Here is a 19,741-nt window from a genome sequence, read left to right on the forward strand (position 1 = left end):
GCTTGCCGTATCTAAGCAAACATGAATTGGAGATACGATTATGCAACCTGATGTCAGTGTGATAATTCCTAATTACAATTGCTTAGAGTTTTTACCTAAAGCCATTGATTCTGTAATGATGCAAAAAGGTGTTAATTGCGAAATCATTATTGTCGATGATGGTTCAACAGATGGTTCTGTAGACTGGCTATTAAAGCAACAAGTCAGAAATCCTCAGATCCGTTTAATCACACAAGCTAATCAAGGTGTAATCGCAGCAAGAAATCGCGCCATTAAGGCTGCAAGCGCGCCATACATCGCTTTTTTAGACGCTGATGACTTTTGGTATAAAGACAAATTAGAGAAGCAAATTAACTATTTTAAAGCCAACCCTAATTGCGGGTTATCTTTTACAAATTATGACCATCTCACCATGGAATATGAATATATCATTGACTGTTATGGTTATTGGCCGGAGTTTTCAAAACATAAAAATAAGAGCCAAGGTAACTATGTTGATTTAGACGATGCCGTAAATTTTCTACTCACAACAAATGTCATCGGTACGTCGTGCGTTGTAGTGAGAAAGTCCACTATTTTAGAAGCCGGTGGTTTTGATCCAAGCCTCAGAAGTGCCAGTGATTGGGATTGCTGGTTGAGAATAGCCCTTATTAGCGACATTGCATATACCGCCGACAACACCATGGGCTATTTAATGCGTCCAAATTCAATCACATCAAACAGACAAAAACGCTTAGATGCCATTGAAGACATCATCAACCGTATTGGCCAACACGAAATAGTCTCTGAAAAAGCCAAAGAGCATGCTCAGGCTTGGCTATTAGAGTCATACGGTGAAATGTATCGTGAAAATCAAAACTACTTAAATTCAATGAAGTTTTCTCTTAAAGCATGGCGTCTATATCCGCACATGAGACATATAAAACAATGTGCCCATGATGTAAAAGCGCTGTTTAAGCACAGTCTAAGTTTGTCTGTTTAGGTTTTTTATTCTAGCATTTATTAAGATACTCAGGTATCTGAACACTAAGGAGTTATTATGGCGCACATATTACTGGTAGATGATGAGCCTGAAGTACTAAACGCCATTAGTCGAGTACTAAGAAAAGATTATAAAATCAGTAAGGCCAATGGTGCACATGAAGCACTCAAGCTCATAGCTGACAATGATTTTGATATTATTTTGTCAGATATAAGAATGCCTAACATGGACGGCATTGAGTTACTAACTCAAATTAAGCGTTCAAATCCTGAAATTGCCAGAGTTTTACTATCTGGTTATTCGGATATGGATGCATGTCAAAAAGCCATAGAAGATGAAGTGGCAAGTATTATTTTAACTAAGCCTTGGGATAATTTTGAGTTAAAAAACATCCTAAAGATAACGCTTAAAGCTCAACAACTTGAAATTGAAAATAATCAGTTAAAAGCCCAGCTCAGAGCGCAAATCGCGTAATATTAAATAAGCCCCTATAAAAAGGGGCTTATTACTTTACTTACTATTTTATCTAGATTTTAAGTCGTTGTAGTTTGTTTGCTACTGTTGCCCATAACTCTTTCCACAAGCATATAATTCACTGGGACCAACACCAAAGTGATCAAGGTAGCAAATACAATCCCGAATCCTAGTGATACTGCCATAGGGATCAAAAACTGTGCTTGAGTTTGCTGCTCAAATAACAAAGGCATCAAACCAAAAAATGTTGTGATGCTGGTTAACATTACAGGTCTGAAACGGGCAACGCCCGCATACAATACCGCTGTATCGACAGATTTGCCCTGCTGCTTTTGCTTATTGATATAATCGACCAACACTAATGAGTCATTTACTACTACACCGATAAGCGCCAGCATACCCAATAAGCTCATAATGGTTAAATCCATGCCCATGATCCAGTGCCCTATTACCGCGCCTATCATGCCAAATGGAATAACGCTCATTACAATGAGTGGTTGTATGTAAGATTTGAAAGGAATAGCTAATAGCGCATAGATAATGAAGAACACAAATATTAACGCCCAGCCAAGTGAACCAAAAGATTCTCTTTGCTCTTTCGCTTCACCTTCTAATGAGTGATTAATCCCAGGATACTGTGCAACAAGATTATCTAAATAGACTTTTAGTTCGCCCTGTAACACCGTCATATTGGTGTTATTCTTTTCGACATCCGCCACAACATTCACTGTACGGTATCTATCAATACGGTAAATCGTTGAAGGGCTCTGTCCTGGTATAAGCTCTGCGACATGATTTAGCGGTACAACTCCACCATTAGGCACTTTTATAAGTAACTCGTTTAGCGTTGTCAGCTTGCTTCTTTCTTCAAGCGGCAAACGCACCATTACTCTGACATCATCTCTTCCGCGTTGAATACGTTGTACTTGCGCACCAAAAAAAGCGCTTCTAATTTGTCTTGAGATTTCCGTGCGTGTTAGGCCTAAAGCTTCGCCTTGCTCAGTTAGTTCAACTCTTAATTCATCTTTACCATCACTGAGACTATCTGAAATATCAAATATGGTTGGATAAGTTGCTAGATGTGTTTTGATCTTTTCAGCAGCCTCTTTTAACTGAGTTAAAGAGGTGCCTGTTAGTTGCACATCAATGGGATCGCCCGAACGGCCGATTTCGGCTCTGAATGTAAAAGACTCTGCTCCCGGTATCACACCAATCAGTTGACGCCACTCTCTAACAAGTTGTCGTGAATCTATATCTAAATTTCTAGACTCAGGTGGTGTAATTTCAAAGCGCACACCGCCAACATTGCTTGCGCCACCTCTACCACCTGTTGTAGCTAGTATATGAATAACAATACTTTTACCTGTATCAGGGTCTATATATTTATCTTTTAAAACTTGCGCCTTATCAGCCATTAAATCGATGTATTTTGCTGTCACATCAAATGGGGTACCAGCAGGCATGGTTAAATTTGCTCTGACTGTCTCACTTGGAATACGAGGAAAGAATATAAACTTCGTCCAACCAGTCATAATCAGTGTAAGAATCACAAAAAACACGCCAATAAAGCCAGCTAGTGTCGCTAACTTGTATTTCAAAGCTTTTTTGAGCACAGGTTGATAGTACTTTAAAATAAACTGCTCAAAACCGTCGGCAAATCGTTGCTGAAATAAGCTGAACTTACTGACGCTTTGTTTCTCATTTCTCAGTTTTAGATATTTAAGGTGCGCAGGTAAGACGAATTTAGACTCAACAAGCGACATTAATAAAACAGGGATAACAACCACGGGGATTTGAGCAAATAACGCTCCTCTATTTCCCTCTATAAAGGCCAAAGGTAAAAAAGCTGCAACGGTAGTCAAAACACCAAATGTAACTGGTGTAGCCACTTCTTGTGTACCTCGTATAGCTGCCATTTCTCCACTTTCTGAGGTTTTCAGATGGGTATAGACGTTTTCTCCAGTCACAATGGCATCATCAACGACAATCCCGAGCACAAGAATAAAACCAAATAAGCTCATTATATTAAGGCTAATGCCAAATATCGGCATCGCGATGAACGCCCCCATAAATGAAATCGGAATGCCAATGAATACCCAAAACGCAATCGAAGGACGTAAAAATAAAGTAAGAAGCGCGAGGACTAGGATCCCCCCTTGGATGGCATTAGACGTTAAGGTTGCAATCCTATTTTTTACTATCACCGAATCGTCATCCCAATAGCTCATTTCGAAGCCTACCGGAAGATTTACCTGTGCATCGCTGATGTAGCTTTTAACTTTATCAGCGACATCAATGGCACTTTGATCGCCAATCCGGTAAACCTCGATAAATGCAGCTTGTTTGCCATCGAAACGAGTTCTAACCGGTGTTTCTTCAAAGCCATCAAGGATGGTTGCAATGTCTTTTAAACGAATTATGGACCCATCACTGTTGGTTTTGATTGCGATGTTTTCAAATTCGTTCTTTCTATAAGCTTGTCCTTTAGAGCGAAGTAATATGTCACCACCTGATGATTTAAGATTACCTGCCGAAATATCCGTACTTGAACTGGCAATTAAATTAGAGATCTGCGCGATAGTTAAGTTGTACTGTCTGAGTTTATCTTGGCTGATTTCGATGGCAATTTCGTAATTACGTACCCCGTCTAGCTCAACTTGCGTGACCCCAGGGATACGCAAAATGTCATCTCTGACTTGCTCAGCAAATTCTCTGGTTTCGAGCTCGCTGTAGTCCGAAGAGATTGTGACATTAATCACATCTCTTCTGCGCTGGGCAAGCGATACAATCGGTTTTTCTGCATCAGCAGGAAAGGTATTAATTGCATCTACACGGCTTTTTATGTCTGCCAACATTTCTCGTGGGTCATAGCCAGAATCGACTTCAACGGTCACACTCGCTGAATTCTCAGAGGAGCGAGACGTGATACGTTTGATCCCTTCTAAATCTTGAACCGACTCTTCAATACGAATAGCAATGCCCTGCTCGACATCTTCAGGGGTTGCACCACGTAAGCTCATTGCAATGCTGATGCGATCGGTTTCAAATGACGGAAAGATCTCAAGTGGAATTTTATTTGAGAGTGAAAACAAACCTGCAAACAAAATTGCAATCATTAAAAGGTTTGCCGCCACATGATTTCGCGTAAACCAAGCTATCATGTGTTTTCTCCATTATCAGCATCACGTTCCTTCTTTCTTCTTTCTCGTTTTCTTTCACCTTTATTAAGACCTCTATCGTCTCCAATTAGAGTGACAGGTGTGCCTGAACTAACCTGACCAAGCGGTGTTGTGATCAAGGTATCTCCAAGCTTAAGGCCATTTTGCACTAAAGTGACAGATTCGTTTTGCCAGTCGTAGTCAATATTAACGCGCTTTAATAAATTGCCTTTTTGCAGCACATAAACATATGTGCCTTGATAAATGGCTTCGTTAGGTATTAAAAGCGCATTATTAATCGTCTTGCCTTTGATTGTGGCATTAACGTATTGGCCAATTTTAATGGCATTTTTGGTTGAATCGAAGGGTGATAAGATTTGAGCCACAACATAGAGCTGTTGAGAGTTATTATCTATGGCGCTTTCTGTTCTGACTAACTTGCCTCTCCACTTTTGCTGACCAATTAAGTTAGAAGTAAATAGCACTTCTGTGTCTACAGCATTACTTTGCCCAAATCGATTTTGCTCAGGTAAATCTATATAAGCGAGATCTCGGTTATTGATTGGTAAGCGCACTTCAACATAATCTGTCGCATAGATATCAGCAAGTTGTGTATTACCATTGACGACCTGACCAACATCGACTTTCTTCGACAAAATTCGTCCCGCATAAGGTGCAATGATTTTTGTACGTTCTAGAGAGAGTTTTGCTTTATCTAATTTTGCTTTGGCCGATAACACATTAGCTTGCTGAGCAGCTAGTTGAGGTTTTCTTAAAACCAGATCGTTTGCTTCTGAACCATCTCCGAGTCTTTGCCAATCAGCTAAGGCTTGTTTACTTCTGGCCTGCTCTTCTAATAAAGATTGTTCTGCATTCAGTAATGCGGCTTTGGCGATATCGACTTCAGCTTGGTAATCCCTTTCGTCTATTTTTACCAGTAAATCACCTTTTTCGAAAAATCCGCCATCACGGAAACTGTCACTGATATAGCTGACTTGCCCAGAGACTTGAGAAACAAGCACACTTTGAGTACGCGGTTTCACAACACCAAAACTGGCGATTGATACTTGAAAATCTTGGTTTCTAAGTTTTTTTCCTTCAACAAGAATTTTTGCACTTGCTTGAGGGCGGCCTCTTTCATTACTTGGTTTATTATTAACAATAAGCAGTATGATCATGGCGCTAATAACAACCACCAATATCGGTAGTACAGCCTTTTTTAAATTGGTTTTACGATCATTCATTATTGTACTTCCTGAGAATCGATTAGGTATTTACCACCAATTGCTTGGTAAAGAGAAAAACGATTTTGTAATAATTGGTTATTAAGAGAAATGAAATTACTTTGCGCGTCAAAACTACGCTTCTGCGCATCTAGTACTGTGGTATAACTGACGAGCCCTTTTTGGTATTGCTCAAAAGATAATGTCGCGGCTAGTTTTGCGTTTTCAGATGAGTGTTTTACTTTCTCAAGTCTGGCAATAAGCGCTTGCTCGTTAGCCAATCTGTTTTCAATGTCTTTAAAGGTCGAATTAATATCTTCTAAATAACTTAGCTCTAGGCTCTTTAAGGTAAGTCTTTGTTTTTCTTCATTGGCAGCAAGTCTCCCTGCATTAAAAATTGGCGCTGTAATACCAGCTAAGAAATTCCAACCGATTTGATCGAATCGGATTACATCAGAAAACTTTTCATCCGATGAATTAACACTCAAAGACAAATTAAAACTTGGGAAGCGCTGTTTGTGTGCATAAGCCAGTGCTGCATCTTGGGCTAATAATTTGAACCAAGCAGATTGAATAGCCGGCTTTTGTTTTATCACCTCGCTTGGCAGGCCAAGCGAATTAAGTGAGCTCAATTCAGGAAAATCAGCGTCAGTAGTTACATTAGCATTCGGATATTCAGCCAATAAAGTTTTGAGGTCACGTTGTAAACCCTTATTACTGTTTAGCAATTCGATTAATTTAGCTTGCTCGTTATTTAATTCTGTTCTTGCCAAATACACGTCAAGTGCACTGTTTAAGCCTTGTCTGTAACCCTTCTCTATAATATCAACGCTTTGTTTAGTGAGTTCTGCTCGTTCTTTTTGCAATTTGATTTGTTGTTCTGATTCAATCAAAGAGAACCAAGATTTAGATACGCTTGTGACTAAATTGATAAGTTGTTGTTCGTAACTTGCTAGTGCTGAGAGATAATTGAGATTAGCTTGACGGCTATTGGCACTGAGCTTTCCCCAAATATCGAGTTCATACTTCAAATCAAAGCCAATACCATAACTTGATGAAGCACTATCTTGGCTTGCTTGTTTCCTTTTGTTGTAATCGAAACTAGATGAAAGACTTGGTAAAAAGTCTGCATCTGCAATAATGAGTTGTTGCTTGGCAATGTCTAATTCTAATCGCGCTTTACGAATTGAACGATTATTGGAAATTGATTGCACTATCAACGTGTGTAAGTGCATATCTTTATTGATTTCTTGCCAGCTGTCAGAGACTTTCCCACCAGACTCATATTCGAACCAATTATTCGGCACGTTGTCTTGAGGTAATTTATTTGATTCGAATGTCGAATTACATCCAGCTAAAGCTGCACATATTATCAACACAAGGCATTTCTTTTGCATCTTTGAACCTATTCATTCATGTCCATTTTAAAGTCTATATTTGAAAAAATCTGTCAACAATCATCTTTACAAAGACTTACATTGAACCCATTAAGGCTGAATACGTTATAAACAACAAGATAGTTTTGATGCTTTAATTATAGAAATAGTAGAGTAAATTTTGAGAAAAGAGTAAGAAAAGCGCGATGCGCTTTTCTGTTAAAAAATTGAAAGGTATAAAATTGAAATAATCGAGACCAGCATAGTTGAGAATGTGAGTAACATACCGGATACACGAAACTTTAAATTTTCTTTGGTTTGAGAAACACCATAAGCATGAAGTACTCGTCCAATTAAAAGCGCTGCGCCGAGACAATGCACAAGAATAAAATGCCCTTTTAGTAATTCAACTGATAAAATTAATATCAAAGTGATTGGCACGTATTCAGAGAAATTAGCATGCACACGCATGGCTCTTAGCAACTCTGGGTTGTCTCCTGTACCAACACCGATTTGTAATCTTTTTCTGACTTTGATCGTTTTAAAACTTAAGAATAAAAATAATATCGCCAATAAGGCAACGTAAATTGGGGTGATCATCTTGATTCCTTTTTTTGTTGTTTTCTTTCATCGCAAGTATTCATAATTACTTGTTTTTCATTATCTGACAACGAATTCCACTTTAAAATTTCGTCTAAGGTTCTAAAGCAACCAATACAGAGATCATTCTCATCCAAGCAGCATTGCCTTATGCAAGGTGATTCTATGCTTGAGGATTTTTCATTGCTCATATTTAAAAGCCTATAAAAAAAGGCCCCGCATGGAGCCTTAGTAATTAAGCTAAATTGTTTTCTGTATGCTTCACTTCATCTTTCATTAAAAAGCTCAACAAAACAGGAACTAATATTAGTGTAAAAATTGTTGAGACAACCAGTCCTCCAACAACGACCGCCCCTAGCCCACGATACAATTCACTCCCTGCACCTGGCATTAATACCAGTGGTAACATGCCGCCGACAGAGGTAAGCGTTGACATCATAATTGGCCTTACGCGGCTTTCAACAGATGAACGTATTGCAAGATGCCCGTTCATTCCGCGCTCTTTTTGGTTATTTAATGCTTGGTGCACAATTAGAATCGCATTGTTTACGACCACACCTGCCAAAATTACAAAGCCAAGTAATGTGAGTACATCAAGGTTTTGAATTGGCGTATATCGGTCAAATACACTAGCCCAATGCACAGCACTTAAGCCCATAAAACCACCTAATGTTGCCAGCGGCACCGTAACCAAAATAACTAGAGGATACTTCCAATTTTGAAACAGAATTACCATCACCAAATAAACCACGAACATAGCTAAGAACATGCTCGAACTTAACGTGCCAAATAAGCTGCCGTCACCTAACAACGCATTTTTTAGATCCGCTAGTTTACCCGCACTGCCCGCCATATTTACATCAACATACTGAGACATCGCGCCTTGGCTTTTTAATTCACTCACCATAGCGTTAACCGAGTTAATGGCTTGTTCAAGTGGCATACCTGCTGGTGGCGTAAATTGCAAAGTAATCGCCCTTTGTCTAGCAACGTGCTTTATTTGATCTGCAGTCTGAGTTCGCTCTACTAGTGCAATAGATTGAAGATCGATAACAGCGGTTCCAGGAGTAGCAATGGGTAATTGCATTAAAGATTCAATTGGATAATCTGATTGTTGAGCTTGCGTGACCACTTTGAGATCTTTTAGCTCTCCACCTATGGCAAAACTGTTCATTAGTATCACACCATCACCATTTGTTTGCACAGCTAAACCCAAATCTCTTCGGGTCATATTAAGTTCAGCTAAACGCTCATCTAATGGTTTAATACTTAATTCAGGTGTCGGTAAAATGAAATTAGCTGGCTCAGGTATGGTTGCATAAGGACCATAAGTACCAATCAATTTAAACAACAAAGCTGTCGCGCTTTGCGTTATTTGCTCTAAGTCATCTCCTACCAAGTCAATTTGGATTGCTGACCCCGTTGTACCACCAGTGCTGAACAGAGGGAACTGAAAAGCAAAACCGATAACATCCGGTGCGTTTACACCCATCAAAGTTTGGTTAAGGAAATCAACTGAATCTACGGTTTTAATCGGGTCTTGTGGAATAAGGCCGTGCAAAACTTGCCCACCCATTGCAACTAAGAAGTAATGATCAACTTTTGGCGCATCTATCATAGAGCCATCCAATAATTGAATGCTTGGCCTGTCAGCTTCAGTTGCGCGTTCACCTTGTCTAAAATATTGCTCTGCTTGATATTTATCTTCTGTTAGCTCCCAAGCAGGACGTAGCTTTTGTTCGATTCGGTCGCCAATTTCTGATATTTGATCTAAGTTGTACCCTGGTGGTGGCACCATAAAACCAAATGCAAAGTTACGGTTACCTTTAGGCAAGTAATCTAATGGCGGAATTAAAATTGCGATACCAGCTAGAGTAATAACGGCAAAGCTTGAAATTACATTTAACTTACGTTTTGTTGTTTCTGTCAGATAAGTAAATATTGCCCCTATTGTTTCAGGGAGTTTTGCCGCTTTTGTCTCAACCGCTTTAAACCATTTAAAGTTGATGTCCACTTGCTTAGACTCTGTTCGCATTCTCAAGAAGTAGCTCCCTGCGACAGGAATAACTAAGATTGAAACAATAAAACTGATAAAAACCGCAGCCATAATGGCAAGCGAAATATCTCTAAATAACTGACCTGCACTGTCACTGATAGTTAAGATAGGAATAAACACAACGAGCGTTGTCATAGTCGAGGCAAAGACCGCCCCAGCAACTTCTTGAGTACCATCGACACTGGCCTTAAGTGGTCTCTTACCCATTTCAAGGTGTCTAAATATATTTTCGATAACAACGATAGCGTTATCAACCACCATGCCTACCGCGAAAGCCATGCCAGCCAAAGAGACAATATTGATAGATCGGCCAAGTGCAACTAAAACCACAACAGATGCAATAACAGAAATAGGAATAGCAATGGCAATTACACCTATGGTTCTGAGTGAGCGTAAAAATAACAATAAAGTGAATACGGCTAACATACCACCAACAACAATATTGCTTTGTACAAGCTCGATGGCATTTTCTACGTAGGTTGATGAATCCCAAGTGAGAACCAGTTCAAATGTGCCGTTTATACCTAGTTTTCTGGCATGTTGCTCAAGCATTCCCCCCGGTTTATTAAGTTCGGCCATTTCTGCTTTTAAGGCGTTCATGGCTTCCAGTAAGTTCGCACCGCGAGTTAACTGAAAATTAAAAAATGGCATTTTTACGCCACGGGCTCTCACCCAATCAGTCATGTCTTTATAATCAATGACTACCTCAGCCACATCACTGATATACACAGGGCCATTGTTATCTCTGCGTAATACAATGTTTTTCACTTCAGAGACATTACTGAAACGACCATGGGCTTTAACACGAATATCATTTTTACCATCAGGAAGTCTGCCTCCTGAGTAGCTTGTATTGCTCAGTTGTATGGCATCAACAAGTTGGCTGTAAGTCACACCGAAGTTTGCCAGTTTAACTGGATCTACTCTGATCTGAAGCTCCTGCTCACGCGCGCCCATCATGCCGACTTTAGATATGCCTTTGATATTTTCAAGACGGGGTCGTAATCGTCTTTCCATAAAGTCATACAATGTTGTATTGTCAAAGTTCGGATCAGTTGCGGCCAAGCCTACCCATGCAATGTAATCAACAGACATAGGGTCAACGCCTTCAACTGTAGGCTGAGAGACTCCCATTGGATATGCTGGTACTTCATTGAGTTTTTGCACCACTTCAGCTTGTGCTTTATTAATGTCAGTACCAGTTTCAAACTCTAATCTAAGTTGTGCCGCTGAGTTTTGACTAATACTGGTTAACGAAACTAAACCGGTTACATCAGATAGCACTTTCTCTTGTTCAATAACAACATCAGATTCAATTTCTTCTGGGCTGGCGTTTTCCCAAAATGTACGCACACTAACGACAACTGAGTCGACGGTTGGGGTCATTTGCACAGGGACTTTTGTGAATGCCAATATGCCTGCAAGCACTGACAGAATAACGGCAACAACCACTGAAATTGGTTGTTTAACCGCAGCTTTAACTACATTCATAAATATCCTTTTAGTTCACATTTTCCGAAACAGACTGTGAACTGACTTGCGTATCTGGTACTGCTACTACAGGGCCAGGCATTAACCGCTCATTCCCCTCAGTAACGACTTTATCGCCATTAACTAAGACGGCACTATCAATAGCAACCCAACCAGATCTATGAAACTTAACTTTTACCGGCACTGATTGCGCAGACTGTTTGTCTCCGTCAGTATTCACCTTATAAACAAAATAACTGCCACCGCGTTGGATCAAGGCATCTTTGGGTACCATCAATGTTGATGATTTGGCATTTGTAGCAAGCCAAGCACTGACTGACATACCGGGCATAAATCCAGGATGGCTTATTTCAGCAATGACTTTGAAAGTACGCGCTCTAGGGTCAATTTGATTGATGACTTTAACTTTATTTGAGGTCGCTAACGCACTAGCACTTTGTAATGGAACTGATAACGCCTCGCTATGCTTAAGGTGAGAAAGCCTCTCAGGTACATCAAGCCATGCTTCTAGTTTATCAAAAGAAGTGACTTTAAAAGCAGTATCACCTGCTGATAGCCATTGACCTAGTTCAGCATGACGCGCTACAACTTGCCCACTAAATGGCGCAACTAACTGCGTATCAGATAGCTTTACTTCGGCAAGTGTTAGGCTCGCCTTTACTGCATCCACGTTCTGTTTCGCTGCGAACATATTCGCTTTCGCAGAGTTAGCTTCTGCACGGCTTCTTTCAAGCTGTTGTTTAGACACCGCATTATTTTTTTGTGAAGTTAAATAGGCTTCATAATCACTTTGTGCTCGTTCAAATTCGGCTTCCGCGGCTTTTAAGTTTTCTTTTGCAGCAGCATGTTCTGCGCGTAATTGGTGAACTTGCGCATTAAGGCGTCTATCATCAATTTTTAGAAGTTGATCACCTTTTTTAACGTAATCGCCGTCATTGACCAACACTTGTGTCACCAGACCTGATTCACTGATGGCAATATTAGCTGTTTGGTAGGCTTTTAGCGTTCCGACTACTCGGATCTGTTCTTGCTCTTCTTTCTCTACTACTTCGCTATAACGTACCACTTGTGCATGGACGTTTGAGATAAACATTAACGATAAAAATAAGAGCGACTTAGCCAGTCGTTTTTTTCTAAAAAATAAGTTTGCCATTAGGGTTCCTTGTAAATACACCAGTTTTGGCAACTGAACTCAGTACTGCTATGCAGCATTACATAGCTATAAATAAAAGTAGCAAAAATGTGATTTGTACACTTGTACTAAGTATAGAATGAAATAAATTATTGGTTTTTTGGTGGGTTAATTTGATAACTCATTATCAAGCTTTTTTATTATTCTAATGAATGGTTAAAAAATCAACCTATTTTTAACTTGTAAACTTATAAAGTAGTGGTGTTAGAATATTAAAAACAAAAAGTTAAGTATCTGATATGGACTATTTAAATATCAACAAAGCAACATGGGATAAAAGAACGGATATTCACCTTGAGTCTTCATTCTATGATGTTCAATCTTTTATAAATGGTAAGTGTAGCCTCAACCCGCTTGAGAAAGAATTACTTGGCTCTGTTGAAACGCTTGATTTGCTTCATTTGCAATGTCACTTTGGCCAAGACACGCTTTCACTTACTCGACTTGGAGCAAAAACAACTGGGGTTGATTTATCAGCCAAAGCAATTGATGCTGCTAAACGGCTTTCTTCAGAGCTTTGTCTCGATGCCAATTTTATCTGTGATGACATAATTCAATTCGGTGAAAAGAATGACAAGCAATTTGATGTTGTTTATACATCATACGGCGTTTTATGTTGGTTACCAGATTTGAGTCAATGGGCAAAAACCATTTCAAATGCATTAAAATCTGGTGGCAAATTTGTCTTGGTTGAGTTTCACCCATTCAATGACCTGCTTGCAGGCTATGATTATTTTGAAAAATCGTCTGCTGATATAGAAAAAGAAGGTACTTATACTGAGAATTGCGATGGTAAAGAGTCTACCATTGTTACTTGGTCACACTCTGTTAGTGATGTGATCCAAGCTCTGATTAACGCTGGACTTGAAATCAAGCAGTATATTGAATCACCTTACTCCCCTTATGATTGTGAGCAAAATTTGCAGCATATCGATGGAAAAGGATTTATCAAACACCATAAAGGGAAGTTGATCCCGCAAATTTATGCCATACAGGCTATCAAAAAATAAGAATAAAAATGAAATCTGATTTAAAAAACACAATCCAGCATTTAGGCCCTGGCATTTTGATGGCAACGGCAGCAGTTGGTGGTTCGCATTTAGTAGCTTCAACCCAAGCAGGTGCATTATTTGGTTGGCAGCTTTTCGCGTTTATTATCATTGTGAACTTATTGAAATATCCTTTTTTTAAGTTTGCAGTTGCATACACGGCCAAGACTAATAAAAGTTTAGTTGAAGGCTATAAAGAACATAACACTGCATTATTTTACTTGTTCACTTTGCTAAATGTCATCTCTGCGGTCGTTAACACTGCGGGGGTTCTATTGCTTACGGCACTTCTGCTGCAATACGTTATGCCATTCCAGGTCAGTTTGACAAGTTTATCTATTGGTATTTTATTTTCTTGCTTATTGATTTTACTGCTTGGGCACTACAAGGCACTTGATAAGGCAAGTAAGTTCATTATGGGGTTTCTAACCTTATCAACACTTATCGCCTTTATTGTGGCTTTATCAAATGGCCAAGTACACCCTGAACCTGCTACGCAAATTTCTCCTTTCTCGATGGCAATGCTTGGTTTTATGGTGGCATTAATGGGTTGGATGCCTGCACCAATAGAAATTTCTGCAATAAATTCTCTATGGATAAAAGCGAAAAATCGACACAAACACATAGACGTAAAACAAACACTTTTTGATTTCAAATTAGGATATGGTCTGACATTGTTACTCGCCTTGCTGTTTTTTTCGCTTGGGGTGCTGCTTCAATATGGTCAAGATAAACCAATTGAACTAGCTGGCGTTGCATTTTCTAAACAACTCATTGATATGTATGCGCTTACGATAGGTGAATGGTCGCGTTGGTTAATTGCAACGGTTGCATTCTTGTGTATGTTTGGCACAACCATTACTGTTTTAGATGGGTATAGTCGAACATTGAACGAATCCTATACCCTAGTAACTAAGTCACCTAAGAACCTAATGTGGTTCATTTTGATCGCTCAAGCAATTTTAGGTTTAATTGTTATTTTATTTTTCAAAGCGAATATCAAAGAAATGCTGGTGCTTGCGATGACACTGTCTTTTTTAACGACCCCCTTCTTTGCATGGTTGAATTATCAATTGGTTAAGGGCGAAGTATTTCAGTCAGAATCTCTTCTTATAAAAATACTGACAGGCTTAGGCTTTATGTTTTTAGTAGGTATCTCAGTACTTTTTGTGTATTGGAAAGTGTTTTAAATATGTGAGGGTTAAACACCCTCACAATTATTCAAGCAAAAACTTAACTGTAAAAAATGAGCCTCTATAAGCTTGAAAAGAAGTTTTCTGGTTTATGTCGAACAGGTTTAGTACACATCACAGTAGGCGTGCCCAAATATAAATAGCCCACTATTTCATCTTTGCTATCTAGCCCGAGTAACTCTTTGACCTTTGCACTTTGTGCAAAATAACCGGTTCTCCAAACGCCAGAAAGGCCTTGTGCGAATGCTGCTTGTTGCATTGCAAATACACTGCACGCAGCGCTTTCAATTTGCTCTATTCTGGGCACTTTAGGGTGCTCCATGAAAGGGCTAACAGCAATGACAAGCATAGGTGCTCTTTGCGGCAGCTCTTTTGCCCTGCTTATTGTTCTTTCGTCTTGTTGTTCAGCAACAGCTGCTTGATAATAAATTTCACCCAATTTATCTCGGCCATCTTCCTCGACTACAATAAATTTCCATGGCGCCAAACCACCATGATCTGGCACTTTTAAAGCGGCTTTTTTAATTATTTCAAGTTGCTCTAAGTTTGGACCAGGAAAAGACAGGTTGCTGTCTGATTGCCTTGTTGTAAGAAGCTCTAATGCATCCATGATAATTCTCTTTAGTAAACTTACTACTAGAATAACAAGAAATCAGACTTATTCGCATCCCTAAACTAACGATACCGTTTAAATATCCAATAATCTAAACTGACAAACCGACCTGCTCCTGTAAATAAAAGGCTTAATAACATAGCTAAATAAATGACTGCGAATTCAATACCATTATTTAATATCGCAACAGAGCCTTTTTCAAGCAGGTAACTTGGAAAGCCATGGGTCTCAATAATTTCATTTATTTTAGAAAGCCTTTGCGATACTTCATTAGAGTTTTCTAGACTTTGCTGTGCAGCTTCAATGTTGAACCAGCTAAGCACTTTTGCAGGACTAGAATCACCGGAGCTTGGGGCAATTGCAAACCAACCATTATGCCAATGAACACTGGTAATTGCGACTAGCATAGTGAAGATCAATGGGATTGAAACTAAACGCGTGAACAAACCAAATAATAATAGCCAGCCACCTAAAAACTCGGTCCACCCAGCTAAAAAAGCAAGTAAATCAGGAAAAGGTAGTCCTAACCCCCACTCTGTATTACCAAACCAAGACACTACATTTTCATCAGCAAGCAACCGAGAAAACAAAGATACATCTGTATTACCGAGATTTAATTTATTGAAGCCCGCAATGATCATTGTTGGCGCAAGAATCATCCTAAACAGTAAGGGTGATATAAAGTCAATTGACACGAGCTTTGACTTGATGGTTTTAGCATAATTAGGATCTTTAAATTGCATTTGAGTTCTCTCTGCTTTTTTCTATAAGACCCAAGTAACCAACATTTAATTTCTCATTCTTAAAATAAAAACTGCTTAATTTTGTTGTCTAGTAGTTTACTGTCTAGTGGTTTCGTCAGCACATCGTTCATACCTGCTTCTAAACATTTTTCTTTATCTTGTAATCCAGCATTGGCGGTCAAAGCGATAATTGGAAGTTCATTTAAATACAACTCTTGCCTAATTGCTTTTGCAGCTGTAACTCCATCCATCACTGGCATCATCATATCCATCAAGACTAAATCAAATTTTTCATTTGTAAGTACAGTAAGGGCTTCTTGACCATCATTGACTATGGTGACTTGGTAATCTCTCTTTTCGAGAATCGCTTTGATCACAAATTGGTTTGCAATGTTATCTTCTGCAACCAGTACTTTTAGTGACGTTTTAGGCAAGTTTGAGAACTCTGAATATTCATTCTTATCATCCGATACTTCAATTGAGGTGTATGGCACTCTGATAATAAACTCTGTCCCTTCTCCCACCGTTGAATAGCAAGTTATACTGCCTCCCATTAGGTTCAATAACCTACGCGTTATACTTAAACCCAGTCCAACACCCTGCTGCCGGCCTTTTTGTCTTGAGTGAAACTGCGTAAAGGGTTCGAACAGTTTCGATATATCTTCTTCGCTTATCCCTATACCTGTATCAATCACTCGGAAGATTATTTGATTATCGCTCTTATTAAGATAGAGCTTAACACTGCCTTCATGAGTAAACTTAAATGCATTACTCAGGAGGTTAAGCAGTATTTGCGATAACCTGACACCATCGCAGTTTATTCGCTCGGGTACACTAAGATCGATTGTGCACTCAAACTCGATACCATGTTTGATGGCTTGAGTTTCAAATTGCTTTACCAGATTCTTGGTTAAATTTATTAGGTTAGTGTCTGCGAGTTCGAGTTTTAGGGTACCTGATTCTATTTTGGCAAAATCTAACGTGTCTGAGATCACACCCTGCAATAATCGTGTACTACTGCGCATGTAATCAATTAACTCATGTTGTTTTGAACTCGGACTTGTGTCTTCAAGAAGCTCAAGCATGCCTAAAATGGCATTCATAGGTGTCCTGATTTCATGAGACATAACAGCCAAAAAATCTGACTTTGCGGCATTGGCTTTTTCTGCCCGTTCTTTTTCTTTTTGTAAGTCTATTTCCCGCTGTTTGGCATAACTGATGTCTCTACCTATGCCCATATACCCAATATACTTATCTTCTTCATCAAATTGTGCTTTACCACTGATACTTATCCAAAAAGTTTTGCCGTCGGTCGCTTTGGCTTCATATTCAAAGTTGTGTATTTCTTGGTGGTTATTGACGAAATTAAGAAACATATTCCATTTCTTTTGCTGTTGTTGTTCGTCGTATGAGCGAATTTCAATGGGAGTTTTTCCAATAAAGTGTTGATACGTATGAGCTTGAAACTCATCTTCAGCACTCGATATATATTCATACCTAAGTTGGTTATCTGTTTCCCAAAACCAATCTGATGCGAGCTCTGCGAATGCTTGGAATCTAGCCTGACTGACAGTTAAAGCAGCGGTTTTTTCATTGAGAAGCCTGGATGTGTGCGCTATGTATTCAAGCTTTAAAAATGTATGGCGGAATATAGGTAAAAGCGAATGAACAAGCGTTAATTCTTTTGGTGTTAATAACGCCCTATTTTTGTAATAACAAATTATAAAGCCATTTGTGTCATTAACTTTTGTGTATACAAGAAATGCCTTTAAATCGAATTGATTAGGTTTTGAGAAAGTGACATTCGAAAGTGAAACAGGAAGCGCATCTACTTTTTTATCAATTAAAGACTGTGTCTGTAAATCATGCCATAATTCATCAAGGTCATTGAAATTAACAACTCTTAATTCACTGGTTGAAGCTAACTCATAAAACCCCTTAGCCTCGTTTATAAATGCAGCGATATGGTAAACATTGAGATAATCGCTCAAACCAATTTTTAGTCTTAACAATGCTTCATGATGGTTTTTAGAGTTGTTAATGCTATCAATAAACTCAAGTGCTTTTGACGATAAGACACTCTCCATGTACTTTCCTTCATACCTTAACTTGATACTTCTAATTTAGACCAATTACCAGAATAACTCAGCTTTTTCATTCCTGATAATATCTATTGCTTCTAGCACTAAATCAGTAATCTTCATAATTAATAACTTATTTGCAATGCAAAATGCGAAAGTTACAGAAATTAAACTATAGTTTAACCTGATTCACACAATTATGTTGGCCTAGTTATTGATTGGTATAACTGGTGTTAGAAGGAGGCAGTTATGAGAATCGTGTGTATTGGTGGTGGTCATGGTTTATCAACCGTGTTAGAAGCCTTGAACTCTGGAAGTCATCATTTAAGTGCAATCATTGCGACCACTGATAATGGAGGCAGTACAGGACGGCTTAGAGCTGACAAAAGACTGGTTGCGCTAGGCGACATAAGGCGATGTATTGACTCTCTTGCTAATAAGAGTCACCTCATGTCTGTGCTATCTCAACATCGCTTTGGCTTCGAACATGATGTAAAAGGACATAGCGTTGGTAATCTCATACTAAGTGCCTTATGCGAACTTACTCAAAGCCCGTGTAAAGCAATACAAGAATACGCTAGATTATTAAACGTAGACCATGCAATTTATCCAATGAGCGAATCTCCAGTAGATTTAATCGCAACCGCAAAAAACGGCACTCGTATCGAAGGCGAATGTGAAGTTGATGCATTAAGTGATTTGCCTCAAGCACTATACCTAAGTGATCAAACGATTTCTGCAGTCCCTGAGGCTGTCCGTGATATCTACAATGCTGACATGATCTTAATTGGCCCTGGCAGTGCCTTAACAAGCGTTACCCCCCCTCTGCTGGTTAATGATATAAAAAACGCGTTGTTGAACACCTCTGCATGCCGTGTTTTTATCGAAAATGTTTGTAAAGAAAATAGTGTAATGTCGAGTATTTCTCCGTGCGAACATGCCGCTTGGCTCGCTGACTTAATTGGCTATAAGTTTTTTGATTTATGTTTGAGTGTCGATGCCCTTGGTGCAATGGACACCAGAGTCGATTTTAGTAATTTAAATAACAAATCAATAAGTACTCATAATAAACAACAACTTAAGTTTGTGATCGAGAGCATGATTGCGCAACCTAAAAAAGAGAATTTACCCTCTCTTATACATTAGAAATTGCTGAGCAAAGTCTGTTTTGTTAAATAAGTTAATTAAGTTTAGGTAACGAATTAAGTGTTTTTTTATGAACTTCACTGAGTAGTGAAATTTTAGGCTCTAAGCTTATTAATTCTGGACTGCTTTTTGCTGAAGTCTCTATATCAGCAGCAATGTCAGCTAGTTGGTCAGCTCCGTAAGACCGAGCACAGCTCTTTAAGCTATGTGCAAGCCGTTCTATTTCGTTTTGTTGAACTGATTTTGCAGTAAGTTGCTCAACCAATTTCGTACTTTCAGTAAGGAAAACTTGCATCAACTGAGCTAAAACGTCTACACCTACATCATCTTTTAATTGTTGTATGGTATTAGGGTTAAACATATA

16 protein-coding genes are annotated in these 19,741 nt (G+C 38.9%); 5 read left to right on the top strand and 11 right to left on the bottom strand.

Translation table 11 applies throughout. The features are described 5' to 3' along the window. Positions 1 to 40 precede the first annotated feature (40 nt). Together AC1HJP_RS05040 and AC1HJP_RS05045 are read left to right on the top strand one after the other, a co-directional pair. Entirely contained in the window at positions 41 to 982 is a 942-nt protein-coding gene (locus AC1HJP_RS05040; RefSeq protein ID WP_480360715.1) for a glycosyltransferase family 2 protein, read from the top strand. A gap of 57 nt (positions 983 to 1,039) precedes the next feature. After that, complete coding sequence (locus AC1HJP_RS05045) at positions 1,040 to 1,456, top strand: response regulator (RefSeq protein WP_480360717.1); 417 nt, start codon at positions 1,040 to 1,042, stop codon at positions 1,454 to 1,456. Between the two features lie 59 nt (positions 1,457 to 1,515). On the opposite strand, the gene AC1HJP_RS05050 is transcribed toward AC1HJP_RS05045, so the two are convergent. The 7 genes from AC1HJP_RS05050 to AC1HJP_RS05080 form a co-directional block, all read right to left on the bottom strand. After that, on the bottom strand, positions 1,516 to 4,617 hold the full coding sequence (locus tag AC1HJP_RS05050; protein ID WP_480360719.1) for an efflux RND transporter permease subunit: 3,102 nt from the start codon (positions 4,615 to 4,617) through the stop codon (positions 1,516 to 1,518). Beyond that, positions 4,614 to 5,858: an efflux RND transporter periplasmic adaptor subunit gene (locus AC1HJP_RS05055; protein WP_480360721.1), complete on the bottom strand. Its 1,245-nt coding sequence runs from the start codon at positions 5,856 to 5,858 to the stop codon at positions 4,614 to 4,616. The genes AC1HJP_RS05050 and AC1HJP_RS05055 overlap by 4 nt, the downstream gene beginning before the upstream one ends. Beyond that, complete coding sequence (locus AC1HJP_RS05060; protein ID WP_480360723.1) at positions 5,858 to 7,234, bottom strand: TolC family protein; 1,377 nt, start codon at positions 7,232 to 7,234, stop codon at positions 5,858 to 5,860. The genes AC1HJP_RS05055 and AC1HJP_RS05060 overlap by 1 nt, the downstream gene beginning before the upstream one ends. A 198-nt stretch (positions 7,235 to 7,432) precedes the next feature. Beyond that, positions 7,433 to 7,813: an MAPEG family protein gene (locus tag AC1HJP_RS05065; RefSeq protein ID WP_480360725.1), complete on the bottom strand. Its 381-nt coding sequence runs from the start codon at positions 7,811 to 7,813 to the stop codon at positions 7,433 to 7,435. Then, positions 7,810 to 8,004, bottom strand: coding sequence for a DUF1289 domain-containing protein (locus AC1HJP_RS05070; RefSeq protein ID WP_480360727.1), 195 nt, complete (start codon positions 8,002 to 8,004; stop codon positions 7,810 to 7,812). Before AC1HJP_RS05070 ends, AC1HJP_RS05065 begins: the two co-directional genes overlap by 4 nt. 44 nt (positions 8,005 to 8,048) lie before the next feature. Further along, positions 8,049 to 11,360 carry an efflux RND transporter permease subunit gene (locus AC1HJP_RS05075; protein ID WP_480360729.1) on the bottom strand — a complete coding sequence of 1,104 codons (3,312 nt, stop codon included), beginning with the start codon at positions 11,358 to 11,360 and terminating at the stop codon, positions 8,049 to 8,051. Between the two features lie 10 nt (positions 11,361 to 11,370). Continuing rightward, positions 11,371 to 12,513: an efflux RND transporter periplasmic adaptor subunit gene (locus tag AC1HJP_RS05080; protein ID WP_480360730.1), complete on the bottom strand. Its 1,143-nt coding sequence runs from the start codon at positions 12,511 to 12,513 to the stop codon at positions 11,371 to 11,373. Positions 12,514 to 12,791: 278 nt separating this feature from the next. On the opposite strand from AC1HJP_RS05080, the gene AC1HJP_RS05085 reads away from it, so the two are divergent. Then, positions 12,792 to 13,562 carry a class I SAM-dependent methyltransferase gene (locus AC1HJP_RS05085; RefSeq protein WP_480360732.1) on the top strand — a complete coding sequence of 257 codons (771 nt, stop codon included), beginning with the start codon at positions 12,792 to 12,794 and terminating at the stop codon, positions 13,560 to 13,562. A gap of 8 nt (positions 13,563 to 13,570) precedes the next feature. Next, the gene (locus tag AC1HJP_RS05090; RefSeq protein WP_480360734.1) at positions 13,571 to 14,791 is read left to right on the top strand and encodes an NRAMP family divalent metal transporter; all 1,221 of its coding nucleotides are present in this window, start codon (positions 13,571 to 13,573) and stop codon (positions 14,789 to 14,791) included. A gap of 64 nt (positions 14,792 to 14,855) precedes the next feature. Here the strand turns inward: AC1HJP_RS05090 and AC1HJP_RS05095 are convergent, their stop codons facing one another. From AC1HJP_RS05095 to AC1HJP_RS05105, 3 genes are all read right to left on the bottom strand, one after another. Beyond that, positions 14,856 to 15,404 carry an NAD(P)H nitroreductase gene (locus AC1HJP_RS05095; RefSeq protein ID WP_480360736.1) on the bottom strand — a complete coding sequence of 183 codons (549 nt, stop codon included), beginning with the start codon at positions 15,402 to 15,404 and terminating at the stop codon, positions 14,856 to 14,858. Between the two features lie 65 nt (positions 15,405 to 15,469). Continuing rightward, the gene (locus tag AC1HJP_RS05100) at positions 15,470 to 16,150 is read right to left on the bottom strand and encodes an HvfX family Cu-binding RiPP maturation protein (RefSeq protein WP_480360738.1); all 681 of its coding nucleotides are present in this window, start codon (positions 16,148 to 16,150) and stop codon (positions 15,470 to 15,472) included. Positions 16,151 to 16,209: 59 nt separating this feature from the next. Next, positions 16,210 to 18,237: an ATP-binding protein gene (locus AC1HJP_RS05105; RefSeq protein WP_480360740.1), complete on the bottom strand. Its 2,028-nt coding sequence runs from the start codon at positions 18,235 to 18,237 to the stop codon at positions 16,210 to 16,212. A 243-nt stretch (positions 18,238 to 18,480) separates the two neighbouring features. Between AC1HJP_RS05105 and AC1HJP_RS05110 the strand changes: the two genes are divergently transcribed. Then, positions 18,481 to 19,377 carry a gluconeogenesis factor YvcK family protein gene (locus AC1HJP_RS05110; RefSeq protein ID WP_480360742.1) on the top strand — a complete coding sequence of 299 codons (897 nt, stop codon included), beginning with the start codon at positions 18,481 to 18,483 and terminating at the stop codon, positions 19,375 to 19,377. 34 nt (positions 19,378 to 19,411) lie between these two features. Here the strand turns inward: AC1HJP_RS05110 and AC1HJP_RS05115 are convergent, their stop codons facing one another. Further along, complete coding sequence (locus AC1HJP_RS05115) at positions 19,412 to 19,738, bottom strand: Hpt domain-containing protein (protein WP_480360744.1); 327 nt, start codon at positions 19,736 to 19,738, stop codon at positions 19,412 to 19,414. Positions 19,739 to 19,741 lie beyond the last annotated feature (3 nt).

It is taken from the genome of Pseudoalteromonas sp. NFXS53 (genome assembly GCF_056629255.1).